We start from the raw sequence: 17008 nt of genomic DNA, 5'->3' as shown, positions 1-17008 counted from the left end.
CTCACTCCCAGCGGAGGTCTTGGATCGGAGGGCCGACGGGCGGGAGGACGGCGATCACCGAGTCGAGGCTGTCCGGCACGACCCGGTAGAAGAGCCAGGTGCCCCGTCGGCGGGAGGTGAGCACGCCCGCCTCGCGGAGGGTCTTGAGGTGGTGGCTCACGGTGGGACCGCTGACCTCGAACGCCTCGGCGATCGCGCAGACGCACGCCTCGCCGCCGGGGCTCCGGGCGATGAGCGCGACGATCAGCAGCCGGATCGGGTGCGCCAGCGCTTTGAAGGTGGCGCTCGCGTCCTGGGCCTGGTCCCACGTCAGCGCCGCGGGGGAAACGGCCACCGGGTTCACCGGGCGCGGGCGAGCTGGTGCGGGAGAACGACTTCCTCGACCAGGAGCGCGCGGGACGACTGTCGGGCCATGCGGGCCTCCTGCCGGGTGCTCGGGCGGGTCGGACGTAATTAGCGGTCCTGAATTGGGTGCTGTCAATGTCCAATAGGCTCACCCGGTGGCCCAGGCGCGCAGGCGGCACGAGGCGCCGAGTGCCCGGTCGCCCGTCGCGCCGCCTGCCGTCCAGTGACGGCATAACGCGGAAAAGTGCCGGTGCTAACCCGAATGGCCTCCGGGCTGTTGCGCTGAACGTGGGATCACCAGTGGGTTCCCCTTCCCAGTATCACCATTTTCGGGTGCGGTGATTCCACTCCATTGACATCGGTCTATGAAGATGAGAAGACTGACGTCACCGTGCGCGGATCGCCGCCGTCGGAGGGGAAGGCCACCTGACCATGACACCAAAAGCCCTGGTCGTCTCGCCGTTCGAGGCCGAGATGCAACCGCTGGTCTCGGCGTGCGCCGCGGCCGCCCTGCGCGACGCGGGCGCCGAAGTGTCCGCTTGGGACGCTCACGTCTTCCCGCGGCCCGAGCCGGTCGGCCGGTTCGACCTCGTCCTGATCGGCGTCGGGCAGTACGAGGGCCTGGAGCGCGGCCTGGCGCTGGCGAAACGCCTGCGCGCCGAGGACAAGGCCACCTATGTGGTGACGTTCGGACAGTACGCGCAGATGAACAGTGGGGAATTCACCGCCGTGTGCGACGGCGTGCTGTTCGACGAGCCGGAGAAGGTCGCCGACGCCCTCGTGGCCGCCGCCGCGGGCTCGATCGAGCTGTCGGCCGTCCCCGCCCTGCTCGGCAGGCACGGCTTGAACCCGAAGCCGCCGAACCGCAGGATGAAGTGGAGCCTGCCCGCCCGCGAGCTGTTCCCGTCGATCGTCCACTACGGATCGCACCACACGCCGTTCGGCTTGATGGGCAACATCGAGGCCACCCGGGGCTGCCACCACAAGTGCACCTACTGCTCGGTGTTCGGGGCCTACGACGGCGGCGTCGCGCCCATCGACATCGAGCCCGTGGTCGCCGACGCGCTGCAACTCGCCGAGGAGGGCGTGCGGCACTTCTGCTTCATCGACGCGGAGTTCTTCAACTCCCGCAAGCTCGGTCTCGAGGTCGTGGAGCGCGTCACGGCCGAGGTCGGCCCGTGCACCTTCGAGATGACCACCCGCGTCGATCACATCCTCGACTACACCGCCGAGCTGGAACGCCTGGTGGAGCTGGGATTGCGGCGGGTGACCTCGGCGCTGGAGTTCCCGTCCGACCGCATCCTGCGGATCTTCGACAAGGGCATCGACATGGTCGACACCCGGCGGGCGATCACCGAGGCGGCGCGGATCGGGTTCGAGATCAACCCCACGTTCATCCCGTTCACCCCGTGGACCGGCTACGACGAACTGCTGACCTTCGAGGACTTCCTGGTCGAGACCGGCCTGTCCAAGACCACCCACCCCACGGCGCTGCAGACCCGGTTGCTGCTGTTCAAGGGTTCGCCGCTGCTGGGGTCGCCGTGGATGGACGGCATCGAGACCGTCGACCGCGGCTTCTACGTCGAGTGGAAGCACCCCGACCCCAGGGTCGAGGCGCTGTGGGTCGAGCGCAGGCAGAACGCCGAGGACGTCGGCGCCGTCCGCTGCTGCGTGAAGTGCTGACCGCCGCGAGAGGGAGGGTACGGCGATGAGTGGAGCGCACCGCGTCACCGTGGAGTCGGGCGCCGCGCTGCCCGCGGGCGACTGGGCCTACGAGTCCGGCGACCTGAGGGAAGCGTGGCCGTACCTCGGGCCGACCTGGCTGTCCGCGACCGAGACGTCGCTGCACGGCGCGCGCCCGTGGCACACCGTGGCCCACCGCGCCCGCGGCGAGGTCGCCTACCTGCCGGGTTTCGTGTTCGACGCGCCGCCGTCGGTGGACTTCGACCCGCGCACCTACCTCGGCTGGCAGGGCTCCTCCGGCGAGGAGGTGTGCTGCGGGGTCACCAGTTGCTCAGACACGGTGTCCGAAGTGGACTCCCTGGGCGTTGACGCCTTCTTCCCCGCCCTGGTGCTCGGGTCGCCGCTGGGCTACCGCAGCGAGGTGGCGTTCACGTTCTGGACCAAGTCGCTGTTCCCCGCCCTGCTCGACCACGCCGTGAAGTCCGCGGCCGCCCAGGGCTTCAAGTCGGTCGTCGCGCCGTGGATACCCGACCGCGCGGGCAACGAGCAACTGGTGGACGCGTTCTCCGCCGTCGGCGGCAGCACGGCGTTCTGGGGCTACGAGGACTACCTGCGCCTCGACGCCGCCGACTACGCCGCCCACATCGCCGCGCTGCCCGCCAAGCGCCGCCGCCGGGTCAAGGAGGACGTCGACCGGGTGGCCGCCGCGGGCGTGGTGATCGAGCGGGTCACCGGCGCCGACCTGCGCGGGCACGTCGGCCGCGTCGCCAAGCTGACCTGCCTCAACCGCGAGAAGAACGGCGCGGGCGAGGAGCCCAGCCACATCGAGGCCCACCTGCACGCCCTCCTCGACGCGGGCGTCGACGTCCGCTGCCACCTCGCCATGAAGGACGGCGTCGCCGTCGGCAGCTGCGTGACCATCCGCAAGACCGACCGCCTGTTCATCAAGTGGGCCGGGTTCGACTACTCCTCCTTGGGCGAGCGCAGCGGGGTCTACTTCGGACTCGTCCTGGACGCCCCCGTCCGCGAGGCGTACGCCGAGGGCCTGCGCTACTTGGAGTGCGGCGCGGGCGCGCACGAGGCCAAGGCGCTGCGCGGGTGCCTGCCGCGCGGCGTGACCACCGGCCTGGTCATGACCGACCCGGCCCTGAGGTCGAGGACGGCGGCGTGGCTGGCCGACTTCGGCAAGCGCAGGCGTGAGGTGTTCGGCGCGGAACCCGTCAGCGCGGCCGGGGTCAATTTGCTCGACACCTCAGACGACAGCTGCTGCGGCAACGGCTGAAAGGCAGGTTCACCGTGATCCGGTTCGTGGCCCTGAGCGGGTTCCTCGGCGCGGGCAAGACCACCTCGATGATCGCCGCGGCGAGGCGGTGGGAGGCCGAGGGCAAGAAGGTCTCCGTCATCACCAACGACCAGAGCGACGACCTGGTCGACACCCGGCTCGCCCAGGAGCGCGTCGGCTCCGTCGGCGAGGTCACCGGCGGCTGCTTCTGCTGCAAGTTCGAGGACCTCGTCTCCGTGGTCACCGACCTCGTGGAGCGGCACCGGCCGGACGTGGTCATCGCCGAGGCCGTGGGCAGCTGCACCGACCTGCAGGCCACTGTCGTGCGTCCGCTGCGCAAGTTCTACGGCGACACCTTCACCGTCGCGCCGCTGACCACGATCGTGGACCCGTTGCGGTTCCTGGCCTTCAGCCGGGTGTGGGACCGCGGCGAGCCCGAGAGCGACATGACCTACCTGTTCCGCCAGCAGCTGGAGGACGCCGAGGTCGTGGCGATCAGCAAGACCGACGTCGTGCCCGCCGAGAAGCTCGCCGCGACCCGCGACGCGATCGCCAGGCACTTCCCGCACGCCCGGGTCGTGGAGTACTCCGCGGTGACCGGCGCCGGGCTGGACGACGTGCTGGGCGAGTGGAACTCCGAGGCTGGGGTCGGCCGCGACCTCGACGTCGACTACGACCGCTACGCGGCCGCCGAGGCCGAGCTGGGCTGGCTGAACCTGACGCTGGACCTCGACGCCGGGCCGAGCGGGGTCATCCCGCTGGTGTGGGGACGCGACGTGCTGCGGCAGATCGGCGAGGAGTGCGCCGCGCGCGACGCGGTCGTCGGCCATGCCAAGATCACCCTGGACTCCGGCACCGGCCTGACCAAGCTGAGCATCACCGGGACGGGGACCGAGCCCGCCGTGGACGCGGCGGTGGAGTCGCCCGAGCCGGGCGCGCGGGTGTTCGTCAACGCCCGGGTGGCCGTCGAGCCCGTCGAACTGGACGCCATCGTGGCCCGCGCGGTCGCCGACGCCGACGCCGCGCACGGCACCAGCTCGAAGACCGCCGACAGCGCCGCCTTCAAGCCCGGCTACCCGACGCCCGTCCACCGGCTGACGGCCGGCGAAGCCCTCTAGACACCACCACGCAAGGGGAGACAGCGACTGTGAGCACGCAGGAGAACCTGCTCGCCGAGGTCCGCGAGCACTACACGGCGGCGGCGCAGACCGCCGCGGCGGGTTCAGCGTGTTGCGCGCCGGACGACGCCGAGGTGTTCGGGGCGTCCCAGTACGCCGACATCGGTCCGGACGAGGTGCCCGCCGAGGCACTGCTGGCCAGCCTCGGCTGCGGCAACCCCACCGCGGTGGCCGCCCTCAACGCGGGCGAGACCGTGCTCGACCTGGGCTCCGGCGGCGGCACGGACGTCATCCTCAGCGCCCGCCGCGTCGGCCCGACCGGCAAGGTCTACGGCCTGGACTTCCTCGACGAGATGCTCCTGCTGGCCCGCAAGAACGTCCAGGCGGCCGGGGTGGGCAACGTCGAGCTGCTCCGGGGCATGATCGAGTCGGTGCCCCTGCCCGCGGACACCGTCGACGTCGCCATCTCCAACTGCGTGATCAACCTGTCGCTGGACAAGCCCGCGGTGTTCACCGAGCTGTTCCGGGTGCTCAAGCCCGGCGGCAGGCTCGGCATCAGCGACGTGGTCGCCGACGACGCGCTGACCCCCGCCGACCGCGCCGAGCGCGGCGGGCACGCCGAGTGCATCGCCGGGGCGCTGTCCTTCGCCGAGTACCGCTCGGTGCTGGCCGCCGCCGGGTTCACCGAGGTCACCGTGACCGCGACGCACTCGGTGGCCGACGGCATGCACGGCGCGATCGTCCAGGCCGTCAAACCCGCCGAGGCGCCGGTGCTCGACGCCGCCGAGAGCGCGGGCTGCTGCGGGTGAGGACGGCGAGCACGAGTGGGGGGACGTTGTGGACCACGTAGTCACGATCCTGAAGTTCATGTGGCACGAGGCCATCGGGCTCGTCCCGTGGTTCATGCTCGCCGTCGGCCTTGGCGTCCTGGCCAGCCTCCTGGCACTGGACATCCTGGCCCGGCGGGCGTTCGCGGGCCGAGGCGCTGTCGCGATCATCGCGACGACGGCGATCGGCGCCTTCAGCCCGTTCTGCTCCTTCACCGTCATCCCGCTGATCCGGCGGTTCCTGGCGGTCGGGGTGCCGCTCTCGGCGGTCATGGCGTTCTGGGTGGCCTCGCCGTCCATGGACCCGGAGATCTTCGGCCTCACCGCAGCCCAGCTGGGCATGCCGGTCGCGGTGGCCCGGCTGCTCGGGGCGCTGGCGCTGAGCCTGGCGGCCGGATTCGTCGTGCTGGCCCTGGAGCGGCGGGGGTACCTCAAGAACGTGCTGCGGCCGGTCCCGGCGGCGAAGGCCGAGGTGCCCGCGTGCAGCAGCGCCCAGCCCGCCACCGTGGGGGCGGGCGCCCCCGTCGAGGCCCCGTCGTGCGGGTCGGCGCCCGTCGAACCGGAGCCGTCCTGCGGCGGGGAGGCGAAGGCGGAGTCGAGCTGCGGCACCGTGCCCGAGGTGGTCGACGACGGAACGCCGTGGTGGCCCATGGTCCAGCGCAACTTCCGCGAGGCCAGCGTCCTCGGGGTGCTGAAGGACATCGGCAAGGACACCGTCAGCCTCGGCAAGTGGTTCCTGCTGGCCCTGTTCCTCGACGCCCTGATCGTCTACTACGTGCCGGAGAACGCCATCTCCGCGATCGTCGGCGCAGGCCCCTTCGCCGTGCTGATCGCCGCCGCCGCCAGCGTTCCGTTGTACGTCAACGGAGTCGGCGCCATCCCCATCATCGACGGCCTCATGATGAAGGGCATGGACCCCGCCGCGGCGGTCGCCTTCCTCCTCGGCGGCGCGGTCACCACCATCCCGGCCATGATCGCCGTCCGGGCCATCGTCACCAACCGGGTCTTCCTGCTCTACCTCGGCGTCAGCTTCTTCGGCGCCCTCGCCATCGGCTATATAGCCAACATCTGGATGTGACCACGCCCCCGGCATCTCGCTCGTTCACAATCATCGATCCGGCTAGATACAGTGGGTGCCATGACGGTTGAACGGCCCCGGGTCCAGTCGCTGCCCGCAGAAGCCGCCGCCACCTACGCCGACTGGTTCGCCTGCCTCGCCGAGCCGGTGCGCCTGCGCCTGCTGCACGCCGTCGCCACCACCCCCAGGGGCCTCACCGTCGGCGCTCTCACCCAGGTGCTGGGGATCAGCCAGTCCACCACGTCGTTCCACGTGCGCAAGCTCGCCGACGTCGGGTTCGTCCGCCTCCGCAAGGAAGGCACCGCCACCGTCGTCACCATCAACCGCGCGTGCTGCACCGGCCTGCCCCACGCCGCGGACGCCGTGATGGGCCTCCTCGGCCCCCGCTCGTGCCACCCCGCCGACCTGCCCGCCGACGTCACCGTCCGCGCCCTGCACGCCGACGACTGGCCCGCCGTCCGCCGCATCTACGCCGAGGGCGTCGCCAACGGCCTGGCCGCCTTCGAGACCACCGTCCCCAACCGCGCCGCCCTCGACGCCAAGTGGCTCCCCCACCACCGCTGGGTCGCCGTCACCGGCGACGAGGTGGTCGGCTGGACCGCCGCCAGCCCCACGTCCACCCGGGACTGCTACTCGGGCGTGGCCGAGACCACCGTCCACGTCACCACCACCCACCGCGGCCGAGGCATCGGCAAAGCCTTGTTACGCCAACAGATCACCGCCGCCGAAACCGACCCCGCCCTCTGGACGTTGCAAACCTCGATAATCACGGAGAACCACCCCAGCATCGCCCTCCACCACACCGCCGGCTACCGCACAGTCGGCATCCGCGAAGCCATCGCCCACCACAACAACGCCTGGCACGACACCATCACCCTCGAACGCCGGGTCAACCCCGCCAAGGAACACCCCAGCGACCAGGACACCCCCACCTGCCTCTGCTGACCCACCGTCGCTCGGCGCGGTGGACACCGCGGCCCCGGTTGGAACAGGTGGACCGGGAAGCGCCGACCGAGGCTCCGGGAGCCCGGCTGGGCATCGATCTGCGCTACCGTGTGTGACTGCCCATGGCCTGACCTGCGCGGATGCCCCGGAGCCGGATGGCTGTCCGTGGGTGGCGCGAAACCGTGGCACCCTGGTGGGGTGCGGCCCGCACCCCGGGCTGTCCGCCCACGGTTCGCCGAATCTGGCTCGCGAGCACCGACCCAGTAGTGGACGTCGCCCAGTACGGCCTGCTCGCCACTCGTGACCGGTCACCGCCGTTCGCGCTGCTTCCCCACCCATCGGGAGTTCCCATCAGCCTTTCCCTCGCCCTGCCGCCGTCCGTCGGCGCACCCCGCTCGCTCACCGACGTGTACGGCCCCGGAGTCGCGCTCTGCGCGCGCCCCGCGCTGGAGGTCGCCACGTCGTCCAGCCGCGACCGCCGCGACACGCTCTCCGCCCGCCCGGTCGCCGTCGCCGCCGACACCCCGGTGATCTGCAGCGCGGGCGGCACGGACCCGGAACTGCTGGCCCAGCTGCGCGAGGGCGGCCTGCCGGTCGGCACCGACCTGCGCGAGTTCCGCGGCGAGGCGGAGTTCGCCGTTCACGTCGCGCAGGCGCTGGACGAGGGCCTGCTGATCGCCATGGAGTACCCGCAGCCCGCCGCGCTGTGCCCCGACGAACGCGCGCTCAAGACCGCGCGGCTCGTCGGCTTCCTGAACAACAAGGCCAGCATCAGCACCTTCGTCGACCCGCGCTTCCAAGCCCGCCGCGTCGTCGTGCCGCGCGACGGCCTCGCCGAGATGACCCCGGTAGAGAAGTCCTGGGTCCTCAAGGCCGCGACCGACGACGCCCACGGCGGCAGCCTCGACGTGTACCTGCACCAGGCGGACGAGCTGATCACGCTGCCCGCGTTCACCGGCCTGCTCAGCGAGTTCGTGATCGAGGAGTACCTCGACATCGTCCGCAACTGGGGCGTCCAGCTCAGCATCGGAGCCGACGGCACGGCCCGGCTCCTCGCCGTCACCGAACAGCGCGTCGACGCGGCCGGTGTCTACGTGGGCGGGCGCTTCGGGCTGGTCAGCGCGCCGCCCGCGGAACTGCTCGCCGAGTGCCTCGCCGTCGCCCAGCGGGCGGGCGACGTCGGATACCGAGGTCTGTGCAGCCTGGACTGCGCGCAGACCCGCGGTGACCGCCTGGTGATGCTCGACCTGAACTTCCGGATCACCAGCGGATCGATCCCCCTGCTCGCCCTGCGCTCGGTCCGCCCCGACGCGCTCGAGCAGCCCACCGAGTCGGTGAAGCTCACCACCTCCGCGCCGATGGCCGAGCTGCTGACCGAGCTGCGCCCGGCGTTGGCGGCGGGCGACCTGCTCGCCATCGGCGGCCACGACTCCACCCGCACGGACAACCCGATCCGACGGACCACGCTGCAACTGCTCGTCTTCGGCGATGACCCTGGTGACGTGGCCGCCCGCCGTGGTGCGCTGGAGGCGAGGATCAACCGGTGAGGTGAGTTCCGGCCCTGGTCGGACGCGCCGGCAACCCCGTGGTTCAGGCGTCGCGGGCGAGCCGGCCATCCGCGGGCCCGTACGTGGGCTCGCCCATGGTTCATGGCAATCCGAAGCCCGTCTTAACGATTTCGAAAGTAAGCATCTAGAGTTCGGAAGGAAGGCGCGCGGCTGCGCCTTCATGACGGCCACTGCCGCCGCAGAGGCGGACAGGGCCGCATGACAGATCGCCGTCGGGGTCTGGGCCGACGTGGTCCCCGAACCCCAGGATCGTGTGGCGTGGAGTCGCGAACCGTGAAAGGCGAGCGCCAACTGCTGGGCGAGCCGGTGCTGGAAAGGGCGTTCAGACTCCTGAACGCCTTCCGCACCGGCGGGGAATCGCTCTCACTCACCTCGCTCAGCGCACCTCGTCATCGGATTGCTCGACCAGGAGGCGGCCGAGCCGCGAGGCTTCGCGGAACTGCAGAAGCGCCTGCTCGTCGCGGTGGTGGTGGCGATCGACCAGATCCATCTCGACGCGCAGCCGTGCGTAGGCTGACAAGGAATGCAGTCCGGTCCTCGGCGACGCGAAATGTTCCCGCATCCCGATGAGCCTCTCGAACCACGTCTCCGCGACGGTGTGCAATCACAGGTCCATGCTGACGAACGCGAAGTTGTGGACCGCCTTCATCGTCGTGTCGTCCGGGACTCCATGAGCGTTCCGAGTTCGCGTTTGATCGATTTCAGCCGGCCCAACGCCTCGTCGGACTGTCCGCCTGCCGCCAGCACCGCCGCGGCCGTCACCCCCATGCGCACGACTTCCGCCTCCAGCCCAGCCGAGCGCGCCTCCCCCGCGGCGGCGTCGAGGAACGCGACCGCGTCACTGCAGTGGCCGAGATGCGTGTAGGCCCCGCTCCGCCGAGTTGGCACATCGCCCGGACCGTCACGTCCGGGGGCGCGCCCTCGTCGCGCAGTCGCTGAAGCAGCGCGCGTGCTTCCAGCAGAGCGTGCTCGGCCTCGCCTCTCTGCAGACGTGCTTCAATTTCAGCGAGCGCGAAGTCGATGTGTTCGCCGCTGCCCTCGTCCGAAGCAGGACGAGGTGGCATTGCGTCAGGCGCCAAGAATCATTCCCACGTCGTGGCGGCCGTCGGGACTCGCAGTTCAGCGGACGCCACCGTGCACCTGCGGGCATCGTTGGCCCGCCGTCTGTTTCCCGTCTTGATCGCGGACGGCGTTCTCATGACGCGGTGAACAGCCTCAGACCTGCGACGCGGAGCGGCGAACGCGGCGGCCATCAACCCCACGGCGGAGCCGGGGCCTGCGCCCTCCTCCCGCTGGTCCGACCTGGGCCGCGTGGCCCTCGCCCCGCCGCGCACCCGCGCGACGTCGCCCGACTCGTCCAGCGCTCGCAGGTCTTGGCGGATCGTCACTTCGGAGACGTGGAGCAGCTCGGCCAGGCGCCGCACCTGCACGAAACCGTGCCGGCGGACGAACTCGACTATGCGCGCGCGGCGCGCGGCGAGGGTGAGCTCATCCGGTTCGCTCTCCGTTCCCACCTGATCCCTGACCTTTAATCGCAAGCCGCCCTATAGCGCGTTCATCCTTCCGAAAGTAGCAAGGTTGAATGCGCAACGGCTACTGTTCATTGTGTAATGCCCACTCAGGCACCCTGACCAGGAGGGCGCAGGACTGTCCGCAGGGTACGTCGGCCGTCGGCGCCGCCCGTTGTCGGAGGTCGAGACGCGGGAAGAGGTCACCTTGTCAGGCTGGACGCCGCTGGACCGCAACGCCCGGCGAGGACGCGTCCTCGACATCGTCGCCCGCTCCGCGTACGTCGGCGTCGATGAGCTCAGCCGCGAACTCGAGGTGTCGAGGGCGACCTCCGCGACCTGGAGGCCGCGGGGCGCCTTCGGCGCGTGTGGGGCGGCGCGAAGCCCGCCGAAGGCTCCACGGACCGGTCAGCCGCGGGCCCCGCCGTGGACCAGGTGTTCTTGATGGCCGCCGCGCTGGTGCGCGCCTCGGACACCGTGCTGTTGGCGTGCGGCGAGGCATCCGCGGGACTCGCCGCGGCGCTGGTGGAGCGGACCGACGTCACGGAGTTGACCGTCATCACGGGCGACCTGTCCGCGTGCAAGCAGTTCGCCAACCACGTCGACCGCTTCACGGTCCGCGTCCCCGGCGGCGTCCTCCAGCACGGTTCGCTAGTGCCCCCCGAAGACGCCGAGTCAGAGCGACCGCCCAAAGCCGTCGACATCGCGTTCCTACCGTGCCACCGAATCGATTCGCGAGGCCGCGTCCACCTGACGGATCGCCAACGAGCCGCGACCGCCACCCTGGCGTCAACCGACCCGCGCAGGATCGTCCTGGTGTCCCCCGGAGACGCCTTCGAGGCAACGGGCGGCAGCCCATGGCTGACACTCGGTGATTGCGACGCCCTGATCACCGGCTCCGCCCAGAACAAACCCGCCCTGGACCGCTCACGCGCAGCAGGCGCACAAATCCTCGTCGCGACCTGACACCTCTGTCAGAACTCGGCAGTGACGGGCGCGGCAAAGAGGACCCTTGATGAAGCGTAACCACTAAGTTACGCTTCTGTCGTGGACCTCGTGGCGAGCGCGATCGCCGACCCCGTGCGCCGGAACATCTTGGAGATGTTGCGGCACGGCCCCATGCCCGCGGGCGTGATCGCCGAGCGCTTCGCGATCAGCAGGCCCGCGGTGTCGCGGCACCTGCGGGTGCTCAGGGAGAGCGGGCTGGTGCGCGACGACGCTGTCGGCAGACAGCGCCTCTACGCCCTCGACACCGCCCCACTGGCCGACATCGCGAACTGGATCGCACGGTTCGGCACGCCATCGGCATGGGAACGACGCCTCGACGCCCTGGAGACCGAGGTCCACCGCACGCGCCGAGACCGGCGCACCAGTCCAGAACTTCCCGAGGAGCACACGGCATGACCCCCACCGGCAGGTTGCACGGCACCGACCTGGTTCTCACCCGCAGTTTCCGCGCATCCGCCCAGGACGTGTGGGCCAGCGTCACCGAGCCCGAACGGACAGCGCGCTGGTTCGGCGCCTGGGAGGGCGACGCCCGACCCGGCGGCACAATCAAGGTCCAACTCGGCTTCGAAGACGGCGAGCCATGGTGCGAAGCCCAGATCAACACGTGCGACGCCCCCAACAGGCTCTCACTGTCCATGAACGACGAAGCCGGAAACTGGCACCTGGAACTGCTGCTCGCCGAAACCGACGGCACAACGGAACTGAAACTGGTACACCACCTGGAAAACCTCAACTCCGTCGGCGAAGTCGGCCCAGGCTGGGAGTACTACCTAGACCTGCTCGTCGCCTCCCGCAACAACACACCCCAACCATCCTTCGACGACTACTACCCAGCAATGAAGCCATACTTCGAGAACCTGCGCTAAAGACCTCGTGCATGGTTGGGGCGGGCAGACGGTGGTGTGTCGAGCGTGCCGGGCTACCGCGCTGTTGGTTCGATGCGGTCTTGGTGTTGGTGGTCGGAGAGCAGTCCGGCCACCAACACCAAGACCGCGCCGAACAAGCAACACGATAGACCGACGCACCCAAACCATCCCACCTTCCGCCCAACTCAACCATGCACGAGGTCGTTAGGCTCACGGTCACGATGTGATCGGTGTGCTCACATGGGTGGCTGGCGCCGTCGTGCGGCGGGCCGGGGCTGGATGTCACGGCCCGTCGGAGTTGGAGCCAGCAGCGGGGTCTGTGGTGTTCGGGATGGTGTGTTGCGCTGCACGTGTAGACCCAGCCAGCGCAGCCGGACGGACATGTCGCCGTCGCTGGTGCGGACTTGGTGGATGATCAGCAGTGTGGTGGCGAGAACCAGGAGCAGGGTCGCTATCACGGCCACCCATGGGACGGCGTCGCCGAACAGAACGGGCCACATGCCGCTCACCGTGTGTGCCGGACGCGGGCTTGGCTTGCGGTGATACCGAACTGCTGCTTGAAGTCGCGGGCGAACTGGTCCGGTCGCAGGTAGCCGTGCGCGGTGATGAGGTCCTTGATGGGGGTGTTGGCCGTGGTCGGGTCCATGAGGCTGCGGTGGCATTCGTGCAGGCGCAGCTGTTTGACCAGGCGCATGGGCGTGAGGTCGCTGTCGTGGAACAGCTGGTTCAGGGACCGCGGTGACAGGTGTGCGGCCCTGGCGAGCTGTTCGAGGTTCAGACCGGGATCGCCGAGGTGGCGGCGGATGAGGTTGCTGAGGTAGGCGATCCGCAGGGTCTGGCGCGTGTGAGGGCTGATTCCGCTCGGCAGGCCCAGCCATACCTGGATCAGGCCGGTGATGCTCTCGCGCAGGACGTCCTCAAGTGCGGGATCGGGCGCCGGCAGGGTGGGGTCGAGCCCCAGGAGGAACTGTGTGATCAGGCTTCGTCCTGGCAGGGACCTCGGGACGTGGGTGCTGGTCAGGGGACGGACGGCGGCGCGGGGGACGGGCACCTGGGATCGGGGGATGGAGAGCATGATTGCCTGCATCGGCGTGGGTTCTGTGCCATGCGTGCTGTCGCAGGGTTTGGACAGGTCGAACAGGGTCATGTCGTTGGCTCTGAGCGGGACCGGTCTGTCTTCCTGTTTACCGAGAATCAGGCCGCTGGCGCACAGGAAGACGCGGTAGCACTCCGGGTCGCGGGCCTGGATGAGGCGTTGGGTCCGCCTGCACACGAGCTGGGCGTCGGCTGACACGGTGACGTGTTCGAGTTCGAGGTCGCCGATCCTGGCCATCGACATCACGGCGAGAAGGCGGCCGGGTGCCCGCCCGTTGACGGCCACCGGGGCCACTTCGGTGGCGGAGGCCGCCTGGTAGTAGTCGTACCGGTCGAGCGGATGAACGTTTCTGGTGTCGTACAGCATCTTCATCTGCATGGCCGCCCCTCTGACTCGAAATCGCCGGAACCCCACAATTATCGGTCGGTTGGGCCGGTCCCGGCTTGACTGTGAGCGCACGAAACACGGACTCGGTACGTTCGAAAGCGTGGTTACCGCGCCAGGCATGAGGTCGAGCATCAGGCCGCGGTGTTCGATGCGGCCGCGTTGGCCGCCGAGAGCGAGTTTTGGGCCGTTGCTCAGGTGGCATGGTCGCTGCCGAGACGGCCCCACTGCGGGAACCGTACCGCGTCGACCTCGCGCTCGGTCCCCATCTGCAACGTCACGCGGGCCCCTCTTCTTGGCTGCATGAGTCTCAGAAAGCGCCGCCGCGTCACCAGGCCGACACGCAGGTGCGGCGCGCCGTGGTCCAGACACTGTTTCGTTCCGACCTGTGTACGCGCCGGACAGGCCCACTGGCTCCATGCCCTCCACGTGCATCTCGCCCGCTTCGCCCGCTACGAGCAACTGGAATCCGGGTACCGCGACCGCCACGCCGACCTCACCATCCTCAACACCGCCGCGGCCGCATCAGCACACCACTGCCACGCGCCAAACTCCGCCCCACCACATCCACACAACCTGTGACAGCGGATCCGCGTACCAATCCGGCACCAGACCGCCTGCGTCAACCGGGTCCGCGCTCGTGGTGTCCGCGCTGTCTGTGCCCACTCCATCGACACCATCGCACCTCCGAGGGCACCGTGCCGGTCACCGGCCGTTCGGTCGCTACAACCGTTTTGCTGCACCGACTTCCATGACCCGACATCGGCGATCACATCGACCCGCCGAGAGTGTCCGGTTCACCGGCGGAGTACCAAGGATGGGAACGGGACTCACCAGCGGATCACGTTGGCACCCTGGTAGAGGACACACAACTCGCACTGTGACGCGACATAGCCAAGAGTGCCGCATGGCGACTATCAGGTGGCTTCCCGATGTCACTCGGCTGGACTAACTCATTGCCCCATGGCCCAGATTGTCATGCCGCCAACGTCCGCTCTTGCCGATGAGTGTGCGGTCATTCGCGGCTACACCGCGTCGCCACTTGGTCGGGTCCACGCGGAACTACTGCGGTTCAGGCACACCTGCCTCGAGCACCGCTAGGTCGCGCACGGCGTATCGGTGGTGCTCGGCTTCTTCCTTCAGCACCACCTTGAGGCAGCGGCGCACGACGTACTCCTGCTCGGGATACATGTCCGCTGGTTTGCGACCGCTTACCCGGTCGAGCTCGGCCGCGGTGAGCCCGTCGACGACACGCCGCATCGCGGCCATGCGGGCGAGCCGCGGCGCGAGCACCTCCTCGAGCGTCGGGGTGGCTTCGAGAGTAAGGCCGAGCTTCACCGCCTCCTCGGGCGGCGTCCCCCCGGCGGGGAAACCCAACGGGTGGTACGGCGCTTCCTCCTCGAGCACCGCGTTGCCGAGCCAGGCATCGCAGGCGAACAGCAGATGCCGTTGTGTCTCGACGAATGACCACTCGCCGTCGACCTGCTCGTGCAGTGTGGCCCCGGGCAACAGCCTCGCCCGATCGAGCGTCGCGCCCCACAAAGCCTCGATGGCGTCCCAAGCAGCCCGGTAGTCCTCGGGAGAAGCCGCATCCCGCGCCAGCACCCGCGCGGGGTGCCTGCGGTCGAGCTCGGCCTCGACATAGGCGGTCACATCGACGTCGTTGACGACGAGGCGCTCGAAGTACCCACCGAGGTAGACGTCGCTGCCGTAGCAGTCGACGATCTTCAGACCGTTCACCTCGCAATCGCGGATCTCGAGGCCGGCGAGGTTGCACAGGTGGATGCGAGCACCGCGGAATTGGTCGCTCTGGACGTATTCGGAAACCATCGAAGCAGTCTCGCTCACCCGTCCCGCCCGCGCCAGGGGCTGCCCAGACTTCCACGTTCGGCAGTGGTCGGGCCCGCCACGGAAGGTGAAGTACGGCGTCGAGGTCGTGGCCACGGTGGCGTCGTAAAGTGCTGTGGCGCTCGCGCCCGCACACCGGCCCGGCTTCATACGCCCGACGCCTGCAGACGCCGTCATCGTGAGCGAGCAAGCCTTCGTACAGATGACCGAAGTATCCCGGGTCGAGTTCCACCGCGCGATTAGGACCGACCGGCCCACACCTGCAACGACGTTCCTTCGTCAACGGGAACGCACTCTTCTGCCGCGATCCGCGCGTCTCAATGTCCGCTCTTGCCGATGTTCGTACGTTGGTCACGACACGGTAAGGCGTCAAATCATCGCTTATCCAAGACCGACCTGCCAGCAGGGGCACCGGTGGAGATCGCGCTGACGGCGCGCTGGGCGACGATGATCAGTCGAGGATTGCCTCGACAACTTCGACAACCGGCTCGGCTAGATAGTCTGGCAGGAGTAAAAGATATGTGACGAAGTTTGTGAGCAGGACAAAAGCGCCGAATATAAATCCTCCCCAGTGCTGCTGAAACCCGAACCAAATACTAAAGGCGAACGCCGGGATCATGAGCACGATGAACACCGCCACGCCAAAACGAAACTGGCGTCGAGCGCTATCCTTGACTCTCCGCCCTGAGCGAGGGCCGCCGTTCCACACGAGAATCCGCCCACTCCATGCATCGAGCAAGACCTCGGCCTGCTTTGTGCGATCGAAGTGGACCAATTGCACCCTCTTGCCCTCGTCGGCTTTGCTGCACACCAGGATCGAGTCATCAGGAAGTCTGTCGGCGATCATCCGCCGAAGCCTGCTAAGAAAGATTAGCCGGCGAAGCCCTCCCCTACATAGGACAATGAGAAGCAAGTTCACACCTAGGTACAGAGGTATCGCTAGAAGGACCGCCACGTACCAGGTGTGGCCACTCAGCAATGTTGTGAAGATAACTCCGCCGAGCACGATACCCAGCACGTGATCACCTGTTCGTTAGTCGATATTAAGGCCTGTCACATCGACAACTGAGTCCAGAAATCCCCCATTCCCCGACCCGGCGCTCATGATCGAATCAATCTGAGAGTCGAGGAGAGATTGGCCAGATGATGAGGAAGTCAGCCAGGTCCACGTGCTCACAACGAGAGCGTCGACTCGGTTACCAATAACGCCAGTAACAGCGGCACCAGTGACTCCAGCGACTATCCATCCGAGTACATCTTTGGCTGTGCGGCCGTTCTCGATCGCTGCGCCCGCTCCAGTCGAGATCGCCTGCAGGTAAGCGCCCCCTCCTTTAGAGCTCCTGTCAGAATGAGTAGAGGCGTCGGTAGCAGATCATCGCGCAGCCCAGGGACAGTAATCCCTGATGCAGGTCTGCTCGTCGTTCCCAGCGGGTGCGTAGGCGTTTGTACTGG

Annotated in this window: 16 protein-coding genes and 1 pseudogene; 10 read left to right on the top strand and 7 right to left on the bottom strand. The window is 68.6% G+C overall.

What is annotated here, in order from left to right:
* Window position 1 precedes the first annotated feature (1 nt).
* Window positions 2-334 carry an ArsR/SmtB family transcription factor gene (locus tag ACTG9Q_RS28925; RefSeq protein ID WP_455576090.1) on the bottom strand — a complete coding sequence of 111 codons (333 nt, stop codon included), beginning with the start codon at window positions 332-334 and terminating at the stop codon, window positions 2-4.
* A 443-nt stretch (window positions 335-777) separates the two neighbouring features.
* Between ACTG9Q_RS28925 and arsL the strand changes: the two genes are divergently transcribed.
* The 7 genes from arsL to ACTG9Q_RS28890 all read left to right on the top strand — a co-directional run bounded on the left by arsL (window position 778) and on the right by ACTG9Q_RS28890 (window position 8825).
* Window positions 778-2028, top strand: a complete 1251-nt coding sequence (gene arsL / locus ACTG9Q_RS28920) for an arsinothricin biosynthesis radical SAM protein ArsL (protein WP_455576089.1) — start codon at window positions 778-780, stop codon at window positions 2026-2028.
* A gap of 25 nt (window positions 2029-2053) precedes the next feature.
* Window positions 2054-3310, top strand: coding sequence for a GNAT family N-acetyltransferase (locus tag ACTG9Q_RS28915; RefSeq protein ID WP_455576088.1), 1257 nt, complete (start codon window positions 2054-2056; stop codon window positions 3308-3310).
* 14 nt (window positions 3311-3324) lie between these two features.
* Window positions 3325-4428 carry a GTP-binding protein gene (locus ACTG9Q_RS28910; RefSeq protein ID WP_455576087.1) on the top strand — a complete coding sequence of 368 codons (1104 nt, stop codon included), beginning with the start codon at window positions 3325-3327 and terminating at the stop codon, window positions 4426-4428.
* 29 nt (window positions 4429-4457) lie between these two features.
* Window positions 4458-5237 (top strand): arsenite methyltransferase, encoded by a 780-nt coding sequence (arsM, locus tag ACTG9Q_RS28905; RefSeq protein ID WP_455576086.1) that lies wholly within the window; start codon window positions 4458-4460, stop codon window positions 5235-5237.
* Window positions 5238-5265: 28 nt separating this feature from the next.
* Window positions 5266-6333: a permease gene (locus ACTG9Q_RS28900; RefSeq protein WP_455576085.1), complete on the top strand. Its 1068-nt coding sequence runs from the start codon at window positions 5266-5268 to the stop codon at window positions 6331-6333.
* Between the two features lie 60 nt (window positions 6334-6393).
* Complete coding sequence (locus ACTG9Q_RS28895; protein ID WP_455576084.1) at window positions 6394-7278, top strand: helix-turn-helix domain-containing GNAT family N-acetyltransferase; 885 nt, start codon at window positions 6394-6396, stop codon at window positions 7276-7278.
* 266 nt (window positions 7279-7544) lie between these two features.
* Window positions 7545-8825: a hypothetical protein gene (locus tag ACTG9Q_RS28890; protein WP_455576083.1), complete on the top strand. Its 1281-nt coding sequence runs from the start codon at window positions 7545-7547 to the stop codon at window positions 8823-8825.
* A 397-nt stretch (window positions 8826-9222) separates the two neighbouring features.
* Here the strand turns inward: ACTG9Q_RS28890 and ACTG9Q_RS28885 are convergent, their stop codons facing one another.
* Both ACTG9Q_RS28885 and ACTG9Q_RS28880 read right to left on the bottom strand, forming a co-directional pair.
* A complete protein-coding gene (locus ACTG9Q_RS28885) occupies window positions 9223-9450 on the bottom strand; it encodes a hypothetical protein (protein WP_455576082.1) in 228 nt (75 codons plus the stop codon).
* A gap of 478 nt (window positions 9451-9928) precedes the next feature.
* Entirely contained in the window at window positions 9929-10360 is a 432-nt protein-coding gene (locus tag ACTG9Q_RS28880) for a DeoR family transcriptional regulator (RefSeq protein WP_455576081.1), read from the bottom strand.
* A 438-nt stretch (window positions 10361-10798) separates the two neighbouring features.
* On the opposite strand from ACTG9Q_RS28880, the gene ACTG9Q_RS28875 reads away from it, so the two are divergent.
* The 3 genes from ACTG9Q_RS28875 (at window position 10799) to ACTG9Q_RS28865 (ending at window position 12228) form a co-directional block, all read left to right on the top strand.
* Entirely contained in the window at window positions 10799-11320 is a 522-nt protein-coding gene (locus tag ACTG9Q_RS28875) for a hypothetical protein (RefSeq protein ID WP_455576080.1), read from the top strand.
* An 81-nt stretch (window positions 11321-11401) separates the two neighbouring features.
* Window positions 11402-11758 (top strand): metalloregulator ArsR/SmtB family transcription factor, encoded by a 357-nt coding sequence (locus ACTG9Q_RS28870; protein WP_455576079.1) that lies wholly within the window; start codon window positions 11402-11404, stop codon window positions 11756-11758.
* Window positions 11755-12228 (top strand): SRPBCC family protein, encoded by a 474-nt coding sequence (locus ACTG9Q_RS28865; protein WP_455576078.1) that lies wholly within the window; start codon window positions 11755-11757, stop codon window positions 12226-12228. The genes ACTG9Q_RS28870 and ACTG9Q_RS28865 overlap by 4 nt, the downstream gene beginning before the upstream one ends.
* A gap of 505 nt (window positions 12229-12733) precedes the next feature.
* Here ACTG9Q_RS28865 and ACTG9Q_RS28860 read toward each other — a convergent pair.
* The 4 genes and pseudogenes from ACTG9Q_RS28860 to ACTG9Q_RS28845 all read right to left on the bottom strand — a co-directional run.
* Window positions 12734-13702, bottom strand: a complete 969-nt coding sequence (locus ACTG9Q_RS28860; RefSeq protein WP_455576077.1) for a helix-turn-helix domain-containing protein — start codon at window positions 13700-13702, stop codon at window positions 12734-12736.
* 1068 nt (window positions 13703-14770) lie between these two features.
* Entirely contained in the window at window positions 14771-15538 is a 768-nt protein-coding gene (locus ACTG9Q_RS28855) for a DinB family protein (RefSeq protein ID WP_455576076.1), read from the bottom strand.
* A 469-nt stretch (window positions 15539-16007) separates the two neighbouring features.
* Entirely contained in the window at window positions 16008-16403 is a 396-nt protein-coding gene (locus tag ACTG9Q_RS28850; RefSeq protein WP_455576075.1) for a hypothetical protein, read from the bottom strand.
* A gap of 496 nt (window positions 16404-16899) precedes the next feature.
* Window positions 16900-17008 (bottom strand): annotated as a pseudogene (locus ACTG9Q_RS28845) (IS5/IS1182 family transposase); the annotation flags it as partial.

It is taken from the genome of Actinokineospora lacus, assembly GCF_053813445.1.
The sequence above is the reverse complement of the archived record's forward strand: the minus strand, read 5'-3'. Positions and strand labels throughout refer to the sequence as shown.